Genomic DNA, 13995 nt, shown 5'->3' on the forward strand with positions numbered 1-13995 from the left:
GTTCCCAGGTTCAACCTGGAAACGAGTTCTTGAGAGGTTCTACCTCCTGACTGGAGCAAGATATGAGTGAAAACTACTTTCCCGTTAACCCGTCAGTATAACGGGAGTCTGCTTGCTTTAGTTAAGATTTTGAATGCTTGGTTGATACAGGCATTGCGGCACTAGTTGAATGAAATGCACCCTTGAGAAAAAAGAAAAATTTCAAAAATCAATTTTTTCTGCCTTCAATCCACCAGCTTTCCAATCAGTAATAATTTCATTGACTCGTTTAGGATCTGGTTCAGCAAATATGGCAAGGCGATCTAAACGATTAATTGTTGAGAGAATTTCTGGATAAGGCAAGAAACAAACAGTTATTGTTTCTCCCAATTCCGTGTAAAGCAAAATAATTGATTCTAAAGTGTCTTCAAAGAGCCGAACATCTTTAGATTGCGGTAAGTTTTTCGTAACAATAATCCGATTTTCGGCTGGAATTGCAGACTGCCAATCTTTGCTTGCCGGAAAACCTAATAATAATCCCGCATGATGAGGAACTTTCTGAGTAAATTCTGCGGAATTAGGATCGCCACAATACAGTAAATGTCTTCTACCTAATTGCCACCAAATTCCTGTTGATTCGCGTTTGACAACAGTTGAAGATGGTTGAGAAATAGGCTGGGATGCTATTGTTATTGTTGTTGATGGTGTTACAGAAATGGGAATTACTCGTTTAATTTCCGGCAATTCTGCTTCTTTTTCTTTCTTGAGAACCCGAACTGCTTCTTTGGCTGGACGAGTAGCTACAATTTCTACTCTAGGACGTGATTCATTGGCAGGTAAAATAACCGGAACAGCTTTTAATGGAGAAACTGTTTGAACTGTTTGAATTGTTTGAATTGTTTGAACTGATTCGGTTTTAGATTTATTGCCTGGTAAAGTATGTTTTTGCCTAATTTCTTTGGCGATCGTATAGGTTATCGGTTCCCCAGCTTCCGCACGAGCGATCGCTTCCGATCGCGCACTTGCTGGCGTTGAAGGTGCCGCTAGGACATATAAGGCAGATGCAGCAAACCTGTCAATTTGATAAGTTTTACTAAACGAATTAGCTACCTGCATAAATCTCGCCGCAGTGGGATAGCTCCATTCAAATTCTGCCGCTATCCAATCTAAGAATCTGCCGTGGGCGAGTTTCTCCTTAACTAAAATCAACTTCTGTCCGATCTCGATGATGTCTTGTGCAGTGCGCTTCATGAGCGCCCGAATTTCCCCAGTTTGTTTTTGAATGAATAAACTGGTTTCTGCATCAAGCATAGTGTAATCGAACACTTTTTGCAGTGAAGATTGCGCTGAGGCTGGCATTGGCTACTCTAAAATAAAGTTGAATTGGCTGATGTATGTATCAAATTCTCTTGTAGCACATCTAACATAGTATTCTCCTCTGTCTAGAGTCGGATATTTTTCAATACACTTTCATCAACAAAGTTATACTTTTGTGAAATTTATCACTAAACATCACAAAATATCACAAAAAAGGCGATCGAGAAACAAAATACTTCTTAATAACACTGGAGTCGCGAATAGGTAACTCTTACTCACTATTCCCGACTCCTCAACTCCCAAAATTTAAGAGACTTTACCCAGTTTTGTCGATCGAACTGGGGAAACCTCTACATTAGAAGCATTAGTTGACCAATGAGTTGGTAAATGTAAATGCCACAGTTGTTCATTCATAATTGACCTAGCCAATAAGCAACGATAAAGATCGCTCAACTGTCCTGCTACATAAGCCCAACTAAAGTTATGTCTCACTCGAAGCGAAGCTTGCTTCCGTATTTTTTTCGCCCAAACATCATCGGTTAAAATCCGGTCAATTGCAGCCGCAAAACCAGCAACATCATGAGGTGGTACTAATAAGCCTGTTTCTTCGGGAATTACAGTAAACTTCAAGCCACCAACATTAGAAGCTACTACAGGTGTACCACAAGCCATAGCTTCAATTGCCACTAAACCAAAAGGTTCATAATAGCTAGGAACCACACAAACATCGGCTGCGGCATAATAAAAGGGCAAAATATCATGATTTAAACGTCCTGTAAATAGGATATTTTCAGTCAATTCTAATTTTTGAGCTAAAAGTTTAATTCTCTCATCTTCGCGATCGCCTTCTGAGTGTGGATCTTCTCCCCCAGCAATTACTAACCGAAAATTTCCCAAACTTTTTGCCTGACAATTTGCACAAGCTTGCAGCAATGTTTCCACACCTTTACGAGGATCGAACCTGCCGACATACAAAACTATATGTTCAGTTTGGTCAAATCCTAATTTTAATCTGGCTTCCGTCTTAGATAATAACCGGAAGTTACTAATATCTGTACCGCCAGAAATTACTTTAATTTCCCCTGCTTCCGAAACCAATTTTCGCAAAGCTTCTTGTTCTTGAGGACTGGTAGCAACTACACAATTTGCTTGCTCTAAAATTTGTTTTTCTATTCCTAATCTAGTTTTAGCAATTGGCGGTTGATAACCAGCAGCTTGGTACTTGACTATACCTAATGAGTGATGAGTATGTACCAATTGAATATTACGTAATTCTTGCAATTGCAAGCCAACCCAACCAGAAAGCCAATAGTTTGTATGCACTAAAGGATAATTTGTGCCTTCTTTATTTTGAAATTTGAGAAAAGCTTCCAAAAATTCTGGCATATATGCAAATAATTCATTTTTAGGAATAAATTCCTCCGGCCCTGCTGACAAGCGAATTGTGCGACAGTGAGGTGAATGTTGCACAATTTTGGCATCGTTGGGATTAACTTTGCGGGTAAACATATCAACTTGCCAACCCAACTTTGCTAATGCTTCTCCGATGTTTCGCACATAAACATTTTGTCCCCCAACATCCTGTTTTACCACTTCTGCTGCTGGATCGGCGTGATCGGAAATTATAGCGATCGGTTGTCTATTCAGCTGTGACATATCCTTTTCTCCTGCAACTTTCCAGTAAATCAACCCTGGCGATAACTTGTTATCAAAATGCTCTGTTGAAATTAAAAAATCCACCTAAATTTTAGGTGGTTATGTAATGTTGAGTTTTATACAAATTGCATTCTTTTTACTGGACGAGAATGACCATTTTGGACGAACCGTTCTGCCAAAATATTTTGATAAACTGCTTCGTAACCCGAAGTCATTTTCTGCACGCTAAAGTTGTCAATTACGTGCTGACGGCAAGTATAGCGATCGAGTTGAGTAGCACGTTCAATTGCTGCTACACATTCCTCTACACTATTACAGAGAAAACCTGTCTTACCATGAGCAATAATTTCAGAAGTTGAACCCATATTCATGGCGATTACAGGTGTTCCCGTTACCATTGATTCAATCATTACTAATCCGAAAGGTTCTCGCCAAGTAATCGGGAAAAGTGTCGCTGCTGCATTACCCATTAATTTACTTTTTTGGGCGTGGTTAGCTTCACCAATAAACTGAATTTGTTCGCCATCAATGTGAGGTTTGATTTCTTGCTCAAAGTATAGGCGATCGACTACATCCACCTTACCCGCAATCTTTAATTGCCAACCAGAACATTTAGCAATTTCAATGGCTAAATGGGTTCCTTTTTCGGGAGAAACACGCCCCAAAAATGCTAAATAAGGTGGAGCTTGAGGTTTATCGTAAAACTTGTAAGTGTTAACATCAATGCCGTTATAAACTGTGGCTACACAGTTAAGATTTAACCGAGTTTCCCTTTGAGCATCAGAAATACTCACATAAGGTTGCTGGTGAGCATGAGTAAACAATTTTTCATTATCAGGCGTAAAAGTGCCATGTAAAGTATGAATTGTTGGCGTTTTTACTAACTTAGCAAAAGGTAAAGCTGCACAACCTACATGAGAGTGAATTATGTCAAATTCAGAAGCTTTTTCATACACCAGACTGAGATTTAACATCTCATAAACGCTATACTCTTTTACTGTTTCATCTAAGCGCAAAGCACGAGGATGAACCCACTCTAGGTTAGCTAAACTGATTGAGTCTCCAGAAGCAAACAAAGTTACTTCATGTCCTCTTTTGACTAGTTCATCACAAAGGAGCCCTACTACTAATTCAATACCTCCATAAGCTGGAGGTGGAACTCTTTCCCATAAAGGTGCTATTTGAGCTATTCGCATTTTTCTCTCCTTGCGCTTAACAGTAAATTTAATCATCTAGAGCAAGCTTTTTTGCTAAATTTTAGTGAGCAGAATGCTTATTTCATAAGAATCTTCAGACTGCTGACTGATAAATAAAATTGCCTTTAGCTTGTCTAACTGTTATGCAAATGTTATCGTTGTCTCAGATAGTTGTTACTCCATCTCTAGACGGAAACTAAAAAAAAGATTCTTTAATTTTTTGACTCTCTCAGAAGATAGATTGACCAGACTTGACGCAAAAAATCGAGAACTCCTACGCCACAATCAGCGATCGTTTTTCTCAAACAGTTATCAAAGAATTGCTGTCAACCAACTTCATAAAATAACTGAAAATAAGCTAAATTACCGAGATAAAATTTACTTATTAGCAACTGAGAACTTCAAGTTCATCTAGCTGTCCAATAGTTACATCTGCCATTGCTAAATGAGTTGCTTTTGAGTTACCCCAACAAATACCAATACAACCAGCAGCACCAGCTTGACGCGCCATTTCAATATCACTGACAGCATCACCCACCATTAAAGTAGCACCAGGTTCTATTCCTAATTTTTCACAAGCTTGCCAAAATAAAATCGGATCTGGTTTACTGGGGCCTCGATCAACTCCCATTGCTAATTGAATATAATCAGTTAGCTGATATCTTTGGACAAATGCCTGCACTTTTGTTGTAGTATCAGCCGAAAGAATTCCTAATTTTAAGCCAGCTTGGGAAAGTAATTGCAAAACTTCTAAACTTCCTATAAATAAAGGTGAAGGTGCAGCATTTTGGAAGTGTTGATCTGCTTCTGTAAAAGCGCGACTTGCGATCGCCAAAGCTTCCATCCACCCCCTACCAGTTTCTGCCACATAAGCCGCCGCCGCAATTTCATTTTCCCGCCGACTTCCCACTGCCATTAAACCAGTCGGATCGATTTTATTGCCATCAACACCAAACGCCATCAACAATGGTTCCCCAACTCCAGGAATTTGAGCATCCAATAAGCGCGATCGCTTTTGGGCTAAATTTCGCAAAAACTCCTCGGAATTTTCCAAAGTCCCATCTTTATCAAAAATGATCCCCCGAATCTCAGGAAAAATTACTTCTCCACAACGGATAGTTACCACCATATTTCTCTCCTAAGCCATTGATTCATTTAAATTGTTGATAGAAACAGTAGGGGAGGTGGGGAAGAAAACTCAGTTGAAGAGGTAGTTAATTAAATTATAGCAACCGTCAGGGCGGTTAAGCCAGAATGAAGGGCTAGAACCCTTGGTTTTACGACTTTTCCCTTCTGCCTTCTGCTATATTTTCCCTCATCCCCCATCTCCCTATCTCCCCACTTCTTCTTCCCTGTTCCCTTCAACACAAAAAAAGAGGGTGCTTCCCTCTGTGTTTTTTGTTATTTTTTTAATCAATTACTCGTCTTCAGCTGAAGGTATTGCTGCTTCTGCAACCGTTTCTGGTTCAGTTTTATCCACAGCCCCGACAACAGCTGGAACCGCTTCTACTTCTTCCTCAGCAGGCGGAATATCTTCTTCCGCAACCGCTTCTACTTCTTCCTCAGCAGGCGGAATATCTTCTTCCGCAGTTACCGCTTCCACAACCTCAGCCGGAGCAACCGTTTCTGCTGCTGGAGGAACTTCACCCAGCAACTTCGCCCGTTGCTGTTCGCGATACTTCGCCGCCATTTCTTCAGCCATTTCGTAAACGCGATCGCGATTCCGGATCATATCCCCAGTTTCTGGTTCTAATTGCTTAGTAGAAAGCGAAATTCTCCCTCTTTCCGCATCCAAGTCAATGATCATCACCTTAATTTCATCATTGACATTGAACACACTATGAGGCGTATCGATATGTTCGTGAGAAATTTCCGAAATGTGTAGCAACCCACTCACACCACCAATATCGATAAAAGCACCATAAGGTTTAATACCACGTACTGAACCAATTACCACTTCACCGACTTCTAAGCGGTTCATCTTCCGCTCAACTAAGGCGCGTCTATGCGAGAGAACTAAACGATTTCTGTCTTCATCTACTTCTAAAAATTTTAGTGGTAATTCTTCCCCTACCAAATCTTCTTTAGGCTTACGGGTACTAATATGAGATCCGGGAATAAAACCACGTAACCCTTCAATTCTAACTAACGCACCACCACGATTAGTAGCAAAAACCTGAGAACGCACTGTAGCATCTTCAGCTTGCAACTGGCGCACCCGTTCCCAAGCACGCATATACTCAATGCGACGAATCGAAAGAGTTAATTGTCCATCTTCATTTTCATCTGTAAGAATGAAGAATTCGCGAGTTTCGTTGGATTGCAGTACTTCTTCAGGAGCGTCTACTCGGTTAATCGACATTTCCTGAATCGGAATATAAGCTGCCGTTTTAGCACCTATGTCAATCAGAGCGCCCCTCGGCTCTATACTAAATACAGTACCAGCTACAATATCACCAGGATTGAAGTGATAATCGTATTTGTCGAGTAGAGCAGCAAAATCGTCGAGAGTAAAACCAATATCGGCAGTTGTTGTTTTCTGATTGACCATGCGAATCGAACCTTGTCCTTGTTAGTTTTTAGAAAAATTACGCCTCCTGTCGATGTATACGCACGTTTTTAATGTGCCGTTTACACCTTCACCCCTCCAAATCTCATATTTTAGCAGTTCCAGCTAAGGGGATTTAGAGTCCAGACATATCATTCTATCCTAACTAGCGCCTCTGAAACTAGTTTTTACTATTTTCTTGGATTTACTCTTAGTTCTACGCCGCACAAATAACCAATCAGTTGAAAACAGATAAAAGCAGCTCAAACCCTTGTAGCCTTATAGCCTTTTACCTTCTGCTTTCTTGCAATAGATATAGCAAAATACTTTCTGTGTAACTGCTGAGACTGATAGCAGCACAGAATATCTCCTCGATCGAAAACTTCACTCAATTTATGAATGGGCGATAAAAGTTACAGCTTTTTCGATTTCCTCATTTCTTAAACCAGACATTTCCGCACTTGGAGTATTGGTTGTGGATATTCCTTCTCTGTGTGTTGTAATATTGTCGTTGCGGAGTTGATTTAAGGTATGAATAAAATCAGCGATGCCGCGAAACTGGCGATAAACCGAAGCAAAGCGCACGTAAGCTACTTCACTTAAATAGCGGAGTTTATCCAAAACTAATTCACCAATTTCATTGCTGGTAACTTCCCGCACTTCTCGCTGTTGCAATTCAGTTTCAACCTCATCTGTAAGTGCTTCTAAACGCATTTGGGGAATGCCAGTTTTTTCGCACGCCCGGACGATCCCCCGTAATAGTTTAGAGCGATCGAAACCTTCTCGTCTCCCATCTCGCTTAATCACTGTCACCGGAACAAATTCAATTTGTTCATAAGTCGTAAAGCGACGCTTACATAAGAGACATTCTCGACGACGGCGAATACTTTGTCCGCCTTCTGCTGAACGTGACTCCAGCACACGATTATCTGGGTTATTACAGAAAGGACAGCGCATTTTGTAAAATCCTTTTATACTTAAAAAAGCTTGGTATAGCTAATAGTGATTTAAAGTGCATCTCCGGATCGGGAACAAAGATGGGGAAAAATGCAAATTAAACCCTGATTAACCGATCGCCCTTAATCGAGATTTTGACACAAAACTAAGCCTTTAGTAAAAATAGCAAATTCAGCTGTCACCACTTTTTCTGGTTTTGCTTAAATAACCAGTTGGGTAACAGCTGTTGCCAATTTTAAACTGTAACCGTTACAAGACGGGAGAGTTATTACTTTTCGATCCGGGGAGGTTCCCGAAAAGCGATCGCAAAGAACAGCACGCCCAAAGTAATAGCAAAGATGAGAACGTAAGCAATGCTTTCCATATCAAAAAATCCTGACTATCCTGCCAATTAAGATTTTACCAATTACTAACAGAGGAAGGTCTAACGCCCTAACAAAATAAATTAAATTAGTTAGTCGCTAGACCTTAATCAAAAGTCTTCAAACAAGAGATTAGATAGGTTGATCTCGGCGGGTAGACTTGTCACCCACTTTCTGATAGAAGCCCCATTCCACTTGCTCTTCAGACAGGTCGGGATCGACACCCGCGAATACATCACGGTAGATGGTACGAGAACCGTGCCAAATATGACCGAAGAAGAACAATAGCGCAAATACAGCGTGTCCAAAAGTGAACCAACCGCGAGTGCTGGTACGGAACACACCGTCAGAACCTAAAGTTTCGCGATCGAACTCAAAAGGTTCGCCCAATTGAGCTTTCCGCGCATATTGCTTCACATCAGCAGCATCGGTGAAAGTCTTGCCATCAAGCGCACCACCGTAGAAGCTGACAGTTACACCAACTTGCTCAAAGCTGTATCTAGATTCAGCACGACGGAAAGGAATATCAGCACGAACAATGCCATCCTTATCAGTCAGAATCACAGGGAAGTTTTCAAAGAAGTTAGGCAAGCGGCGAACAGTTAATTCGCGACCTTCACCATCTTTGAATACTGGATGACCTAACCATGCTTGAGCCAGACCATCTCCGTTGTTCATTGGGCCAACGCGGAACAAACCACCTTTAGCTGGGCTGTTACCTACGTAATCATAAAAGGCCAATTTTTCGGGAATTTGTTCATAAGCCTGAACCAGAGTCGCACCATCAGCTACACTAGCTTGGACACGACGTTGGATTTCTTGCTGGAAGTAACCCTTATCCCACTGATAACGGGTGGGGCCAAATAGTTCGATCGGTGTAGTAGCATTGCCGTACCACATAGTACCAGCGACCACAAAGGCAGCAAAGAAAACCGCCGCAATACTGCTAGAAAGAACGGTTTCAATGTTCCCCATCCGTAAAGCTTTGTAGAGTCTTTCCGGTGGTCTAACTGTCAAGTGGAATAAACCAGCAATAATACCTACAACACCAGCCGCAATGTGGTGAGCCACAACGCCCCCAGGGTTGAAGGGGTTAAATCCTGCTGGCCCCCATTCTGGTGCTACGGGTTGAACGTGCCCGGTTATGCCATAAGGATCGGAAACCCACATTCCAGGGCCAAATAGACCTGTGAGGTGGAAAGCACCGAAACCGAAGCAAAGTAGACCAGATAAGAACAAGTGAATGCCAAACATTTTTGGCAAGTCAAGCGCAGGTTCGCCAGTACGGGGATCTCTGAAAAGTTCCAAATCCCAGTAAACCCAGTGCCAAACGGCAGCTAGGAACAGCAAACCAGACAGAATAACATGAGCGGCAGCAACACCTTCAAAGCTCCAGATACCTGGATTAATATTTGCTTTGTCAGCGATGATGCTCCAACCGCCCCAAGAGTCCGTTACTCCTAAGCGTGCCATGAAGGGCATGACGAACATACCCTGCCGCCACATAGGGTTAAGAACGGGGTCGCTGGGGTCGTAAATCGCTAGTTCGTACAAGGCCATCGAACCAGCCCAACCTGCCACTAAGGCAGTGTGCATAAGGTGTACAGCTATCAATCTGCCTGGGTCATTCAGGACGACTGTATGTACTCGGTACCAGGGTAGTCCCATTGACTACGCTCCTCCTCGATGAGTGATGTCGGATCAACGAACTTTTGTGCAGTTTGTTAAGGTTTTGTTTGCTGCGGCTGTCCAGGAAATCTCAATCAAGTTGCCTTTAATTAAGATACCTTGGGCAGTTTAACAGTGAGTTTAACAAAATGAGAGTATTTAAAGAAGTGTAACTTTTGATGGTGCCTATTGCAAGCAAATCTAGGCGCTGTATTGTTGACAGTACTTGGACTCACAGCTAGGTTCACTCCCCAAGTTACAGTTTTAAGTGTAGGTTACGAAGCGTGAAGCGTAAAGCCCCTGTCTTTTAGGCAGAGAAGATAAGCGAATAGATGAATTTATTCATCTTGGAATAGTTTATAGTAATCTTTACTCATAAATCATGATATTTTTGGTTGATGATAGTACTAGAGTTTAAGTTAAAAGGTAAGCCGCAGCAGTATCGGATTATTGATGAGATGAGCCGCACTGCTCAATTTATCCGAAACAAAACTCTGAGGTACTGGATGGATCATCATCAGTTAGGACTCATATTTGTAGTTGCAGCACAGTATTAGACCGTGACCACAATGCGGCTTTAAACATTTTGGCTAAGGCTTTGCAGCAAGTAGGAATTCAGATAAATACGGCGGGACACGCCGGAATTAACGCTTGGGGAGAGAACGACCTCTACTTGCTTGTGGTGACACAAACAAGCAAGCAGACTCATTGAGCCAAGAATCCTCGTCTATTTATAGCAGGGAGTGTCAAAATACGACCGATTGAATATTTTTTACTTGACAAACTGTTTCGGCGGCACTCAGCCGTTCTAGAACTTGGTCGCCGCTAATCAATCGTTTGAGTACTACTTGACCGATCGCACCCGCTGCCCGTTCAATTTGTTCTGCGGCTACAGGTTTGACTTCTACAGTTAAAATGGCATCTTCGACCCGATATAGCCACAATTGTTCGTTTTGCTCAAGAAAATAAAGGTTTAAGCGTTGAATGTGAGGTTTGCGTCGCCAAGTAGCGTCGTTCCACAGTCCCTCAGACGACCACACGCGCCCATAAGTCCAACCATCAGAAAGAAAAAAATATTTCACTGATATTCTTTGTATGAGTTAACTTAACTGGATGTTGCCCGATCGCAGGAGTTATTCCCGACAAGGCGTTTTGATTATATGGCTAACCCAGAGAATTTTTCAAACTCTAATTGCTGGTTAATGCACTCTGACCAAAATAACGTAGTCAATTTTACTTTCTAGCTGGAGCGATCGTAGTTGTAATTGTATGCCACCGAGCGCCTTTAACTTCAACACTAACTAAACAACCATTACGAGTCGCACTTTGTCGCTTTGAAACACTCGTTCCCGCATTACCACCCAAATTTACAGCAGGAGTGAGCGATCGAGAACGATAGGTTTGCTCAATTAAATTTGTCGAAAAGTTGGTATCTTTGATTTGACAAACATTATTTAAAAGTGTAGCTAAAATTCTTGTATAAGGCCAATTTTCATCATCTATTCCATTGTAAACCATATTCAATTCCAGTTTTTTTGGATAAATGGCTACTGTTGGTTCTCTATAGGTATTAAATTGGTAAGCAGATAAACTTCCTGACACAGTAATCGATTTAGTTAATTCAGGGGGAAACATTCTCGAAATAGCAGTGGGTTGTTTAAACTCAGATCTGGCAATTTCCGCATTTATAATTACAAAACTGAATGCTAATAAAATAGTCAACAGATATTTCATATTTAATACCTACAAACTGAAGGGGGGTCATTTGGGGTTTGGGAAGGCAGGGGTTCTAAAACTTTCTTCTCTCTAAAGGAATAAGTTGAAGAATGGGATGCGATCGCAAAATTAGATTTCAAACTTTCAAACACTAATCTCCAATTACCCGATGTAGCCTTGGCAGCGATCGCACTCAAAATCTGTTTCAGGTGTATTGATTTTTAGACAGTTTACTTTCAACCTTACAAAATGAATCCAGTATCATTAACCTCGGCTTCCGGATAAAAACAAATTTTAATTGCTAAGCCTACAAGTTTTTCCACTTCTAAATTATTGGCGTATTTGTAGTTGAAAAAAAGAGGAATCCAAATATTATAAGGTTTATACAGATCGATGTATTTCTTTGAGACAGCTATTGTTGTTTCCATATCACCAGTACTCATAATGTCTGCAATAAGCTCCCCTGTATTGCGTCTCCAAACTGCCCCCCACATACCATCATTGCAGTCAGCATCGCCTCTATTAAACACCATCCGTAGTTTTAGTAGCGTTCCATCCGAGCTAATAAGATCGAAATCAAACCAGAAATACCTTCCAATGCGATCGAGATATTGTGCTAGATTCCCTCTATGCTCATATTTAGCCCAATTTCTAGCATTTTCTATGTGATGCTTAGGCATATTTGGACAGTTAATGTATTTGGCTGTACTACACTTTCCTAAAACTGAAATCGGGCGAATCGGAACAATCATTTCTTCTTCATTAAAAATGCCCTCTTCATTGAAAGCCTGCCTTATCCATGATGGCAATTCCGCTCCTAAAGTGTTTTTAACAGGTGACAAATTTTTAATGCAAGCTGGCCAAGTGACTTGCCTATCATTTTTGTCATATAAAATCCATTTCTTCGTCATTAAAAACTCCTTTTATATTTAAATTTATATTAAAAGTTCCATCGCTCTCCACAGGTAATCTTGACCTCTTAATAGATGTTTATTCTATACGTGATGATATCTAGAATTGTACGCCCACGAATAACCTTTCTGCCTGCTTTGGGAAAACTCACTTTTCGCCATCTCATAATAAAATTTCAAACATCTTATCTGTTAATTATCAGTTTAGTTTATTACATTCTTGCTTGTGAATCAGTAGGTAAGGTAACACGAAGTTCAATCTCCTTGGACAGGAGGTTCGATGGGTTCATTGAAGCGATCGATAATTTCGCGAATTTCACTAGCTGTGAGAGTAGTTTCATCAGATTTGGAATAGAGCGTGACAAGCAGAATGCAGATGTTGTCTCGCAATTGATAAATGACTCGATAGCCTGAACTTTTGCCTTTTTGAATGTCGCTATTTTTGACGCGGACTTTGAAAACGGTATAGGTCGTGCCAGAAATTTGATCGCCAGGACAGTTACCATTTTCGAGGTCATCGAACAGCGGTTGTAGATCAGACCGGATATTGCGATACCGTTTGGCTAACTTGCGAAGTTGTCCTTGAAAATCGGGGGTAACTAAGATTTGAATGGATGGAGCGTCAGTCATCAATGCCGTCCCAGAGTTCAGAGACGGGCTTCAAGTTGCCTTCTTTGGCTTGTTGTAAAGAGATCCGCAAATGAGCAAGGATGAGTTCATTGGGGTCGTCGTCAGGGTCGCTTGGGGGGGTGAGGATACCTCGATCGACGAGGATTTGGTAGAAATCGTCTACATCCATCGCAATGACTTGAGCCGCTTGCTCGATGAGCAAGATTTTTTGCTGGAAGAGCGCGATCGCAACTTCTCGGCGCAGGTCTGATTCTGTGAGGGATAGATTGTCAGGGAGGTCGATGGTAATTTGCATGGTTTTGAGTTCACTGAATTTAATGATTGTTATTTCCCATCTTCGCTGACACCTTCAAGGAAAGCGATCGCACCAGGGTTTGAGTAGAAAAGTAATGATGAGTGTTGGGTTTCATCCTTCAATCTGACTTACAAGAACGGGCGGTCGTATTAACTAGAAGGATACAATGCGATCGCCAAATCAACACATCTGCACTTAAATTTTAACCGCTACAATAAACTAATGAGTTCTTGCTACTCAAACCCTGACTTCGATATGGCTACGCTACGCTAACGCGATCGCACTTAACCCTTTATGTCCGTACAATTCCAAAAAGAATTTGATATTGTTGTTGTTGGTGCAGGACACTCCGGTTGTGAAGCTGCACTTGCTACCGCACGACTCGGTTGTAGTACCTTACTTTTAACCCTTAATCTTGATAAAATTGCTTGGCAACCTTGTAACCCCGCAGTGGGTGGGCCAGCGAAGTCTCAATTAACATACGAAATCGATGCACTTGGGGGCGAAATCGGCAAAATGACCGATCGCACTTACCTGCAAAAACGAGTGCTAAACTCTTCTAGAGGGCCAGCAGTTTGGGCTTTACGCGCACAAACAGATAAGCGAGAATATGCAGCAGTAATGAAGCGAATTGTCGAAAACCAACCCAATTTGACAGTCCGCGAAGGCATGGTAACGGATTTAGTTTTGGGGAAAAACGAAGAAATAATTGGGGTTGAAACTTACTTCGGTGTGGCATTTGGATGTAAAGCAGTAATTC

At 41.4% G+C, this 13995-nt stretch carries 15 protein-coding genes and 1 pseudogene; 3 read left to right on the forward strand and 13 right to left on the reverse strand.

The window, feature by feature from the left end; genetic code table 11:
* Positions 1 to 201 precede the first annotated feature (201 nt).
* The 8 genes from IQ264_RS16180 to psbB form a co-directional block, all read right to left on the reverse strand.
* A complete protein-coding gene (locus IQ264_RS16180; RefSeq protein WP_193981826.1) occupies positions 202 to 1338 on the reverse strand; it encodes a DUF3102 domain-containing protein in 1137 nt (378 codons plus the stop codon).
* 264 nt (positions 1339 to 1602) lie between these two features.
* A complete protein-coding gene (locus tag IQ264_RS16185; protein ID WP_193981827.1) occupies positions 1603 to 2952 on the reverse strand; it encodes a glycosyltransferase family 4 protein in 1350 nt (449 codons plus the stop codon).
* Positions 2953 to 3068: 116 nt separating this feature from the next.
* The gene (locus tag IQ264_RS16190; protein ID WP_193981828.1) at positions 3069 to 4148 is read right to left on the reverse strand and encodes a glycosyltransferase family 4 protein; all 1080 of its coding nucleotides are present in this window, start codon (positions 4146 to 4148) and stop codon (positions 3069 to 3071) included.
* 385 nt (positions 4149 to 4533) lie between these two features.
* Positions 4534 to 5274 (reverse strand): HAD family hydrolase, encoded by a 741-nt coding sequence (locus IQ264_RS16195; protein ID WP_193981839.1) that lies wholly within the window; start codon positions 5272 to 5274, stop codon positions 4534 to 4536.
* Between the two features lie 291 nt (positions 5275 to 5565).
* Entirely contained in the window at positions 5566 to 6699 is a 1134-nt protein-coding gene (locus tag IQ264_RS16200) for a 30S ribosomal protein S1 (protein WP_193981829.1), read from the reverse strand.
* Between the two features lie 390 nt (positions 6700 to 7089).
* Positions 7090 to 7653, reverse strand: coding sequence for a transcriptional regulator NrdR (nrdR, locus tag IQ264_RS16205; RefSeq protein ID WP_193981830.1), 564 nt, complete (start codon positions 7651 to 7653; stop codon positions 7090 to 7092).
* 268 nt (positions 7654 to 7921) lie between these two features.
* The gene (locus IQ264_RS16210; protein WP_073594306.1) at positions 7922 to 8017 is read right to left on the reverse strand and encodes a photosystem II reaction center protein T; all 96 of its coding nucleotides are present in this window, start codon (positions 8015 to 8017) and stop codon (positions 7922 to 7924) included.
* A gap of 130 nt (positions 8018 to 8147) precedes the next feature.
* Positions 8148 to 9683 (reverse strand): photosystem II chlorophyll-binding protein CP47, encoded by a 1536-nt coding sequence (psbB, locus tag IQ264_RS16215; protein ID WP_193981831.1) that lies wholly within the window; start codon positions 9681 to 9683, stop codon positions 8148 to 8150.
* A 398-nt stretch (positions 9684 to 10081) separates the two neighbouring features.
* Between psbB and IQ264_RS32995 the strand changes: the two are divergent.
* Both IQ264_RS32995 and IQ264_RS33455 read left to right on the forward strand, forming a co-directional pair.
* Positions 10082 to 10198: pseudogene (locus IQ264_RS32995) on the forward strand (RNA-guided endonuclease TnpB family protein); the annotation flags it as partial.
* 71 nt (positions 10199 to 10269) lie between these two features.
* Entirely contained in the window at positions 10270 to 10395 is a 126-nt protein-coding gene (locus IQ264_RS33455) for a hypothetical protein (RefSeq protein ID WP_265583054.1), read from the forward strand.
* Positions 10396 to 10429: 34 nt separating this feature from the next.
* Here the strand turns inward: IQ264_RS33455 and IQ264_RS16225 are convergent, their stop codons facing one another.
* The 5 genes from IQ264_RS16225 to IQ264_RS16245 all read right to left on the reverse strand — a co-directional run bounded on the left by IQ264_RS16225 (position 10430) and on the right by IQ264_RS16245 (position 13235).
* Positions 10430 to 10765 (reverse strand): hypothetical protein, encoded by a 336-nt coding sequence (locus IQ264_RS16225; RefSeq protein ID WP_193981832.1) that lies wholly within the window; start codon positions 10763 to 10765, stop codon positions 10430 to 10432.
* Positions 10766 to 10916: 151 nt separating this feature from the next.
* On the reverse strand, positions 10917 to 11417 hold the full coding sequence (locus tag IQ264_RS16230; protein WP_193981833.1) for a hypothetical protein: 501 nt from the start codon (positions 11415 to 11417) through the stop codon (positions 10917 to 10919).
* A gap of 224 nt (positions 11418 to 11641) precedes the next feature.
* Positions 11642 to 12310, reverse strand: coding sequence for a hypothetical protein (locus tag IQ264_RS16235; protein WP_193981834.1), 669 nt, complete (start codon positions 12308 to 12310; stop codon positions 11642 to 11644).
* 255 nt (positions 12311 to 12565) lie between these two features.
* A complete protein-coding gene (locus IQ264_RS16240; RefSeq protein ID WP_193981835.1) occupies positions 12566 to 12940 on the reverse strand; it encodes a type II toxin-antitoxin system RelE family toxin in 375 nt (124 codons plus the stop codon).
* Positions 12933 to 13235 carry a UPF0175 family protein gene (locus IQ264_RS16245; protein WP_190467712.1) on the reverse strand — a complete coding sequence of 101 codons (303 nt, stop codon included), beginning with the start codon at positions 13233 to 13235 and terminating at the stop codon, positions 12933 to 12935. The genes IQ264_RS16240 and IQ264_RS16245 overlap by 8 nt, the downstream gene beginning before the upstream one ends.
* 294 nt (positions 13236 to 13529) lie before the next feature.
* Here IQ264_RS16245 and IQ264_RS16250 point away from each other — a divergent pair.
* On the forward strand, positions 13530 to 13995 hold a 466-nt coding region (locus tag IQ264_RS16250; RefSeq protein WP_193981836.1), incomplete at its 3' end, for an FAD-dependent oxidoreductase.

This window comes from [Phormidium] sp. LEGE 05292 (assembly GCF_015207735.1).
Lineage (GTDB): Bacteria > Cyanobacteriota > Cyanobacteriia > Cyanobacteriales > Aerosakkonemataceae > Floridanema.

Coding starts and splice junctions, on each gene's coding strand:
- IQ264_RS16180 (WP_193981826.1), bottom strand. CDS start 1,338: ATGCCAGCCTCAGCGCAATCTTCACTGCAAAAAGTGTTCGATTACACT.
- IQ264_RS16185 (WP_193981827.1), bottom strand. CDS start 2,952: ATGTCACAGCTGAATAGACAACCGATCGCTATAATTTCCGATCACGCC.
- IQ264_RS16190 (WP_193981828.1), bottom strand. CDS start 4,148: ATGCGAATAGCTCAAATAGCACCTTTATGGGAAAGAGTTCCACCTCCA.
- IQ264_RS16200 (WP_193981829.1), bottom strand. CDS start 6,699: ATGGTCAATCAGAAAACAACAACTGCCGATATTGGTTTTACTCTCGAC.
- nrdR (WP_193981830.1), bottom strand. CDS start 7,653: ATGCGCTGTCCTTTCTGTAATAACCCAGATAATCGTGTGCTGGAGTCA.
- IQ264_RS16210 (WP_073594306.1), bottom strand. CDS start 8,017: ATGGAAAGCATTGCTTACGTTCTCATCTTTGCTATTACTTTGGGCGTG.
- psbB (WP_193981831.1), bottom strand. CDS start 9,683: ATGGGACTACCCTGGTACCGAGTACATACAGTCGTCCTGAATGACCCA.
- IQ264_RS16230 (WP_193981833.1), bottom strand. CDS start 11,417: ATGAAATATCTGTTGACTATTTTATTAGCATTCAGTTTTGTAATTATA.
- IQ264_RS16235 (WP_193981834.1), bottom strand. CDS start 12,310: ATGACGAAGAAATGGATTTTATATGACAAAAATGATAGGCAAGTCACT.
- IQ264_RS16240 (WP_193981835.1), bottom strand. CDS start 12,940: ATGACTGACGCTCCATCCATTCAAATCTTAGTTACCCCCGATTTTCAA.
- IQ264_RS16245 (WP_190467712.1), bottom strand. CDS start 13,235: ATGCAAATTACCATCGACCTCCCTGACAATCTATCCCTCACAGAATCA.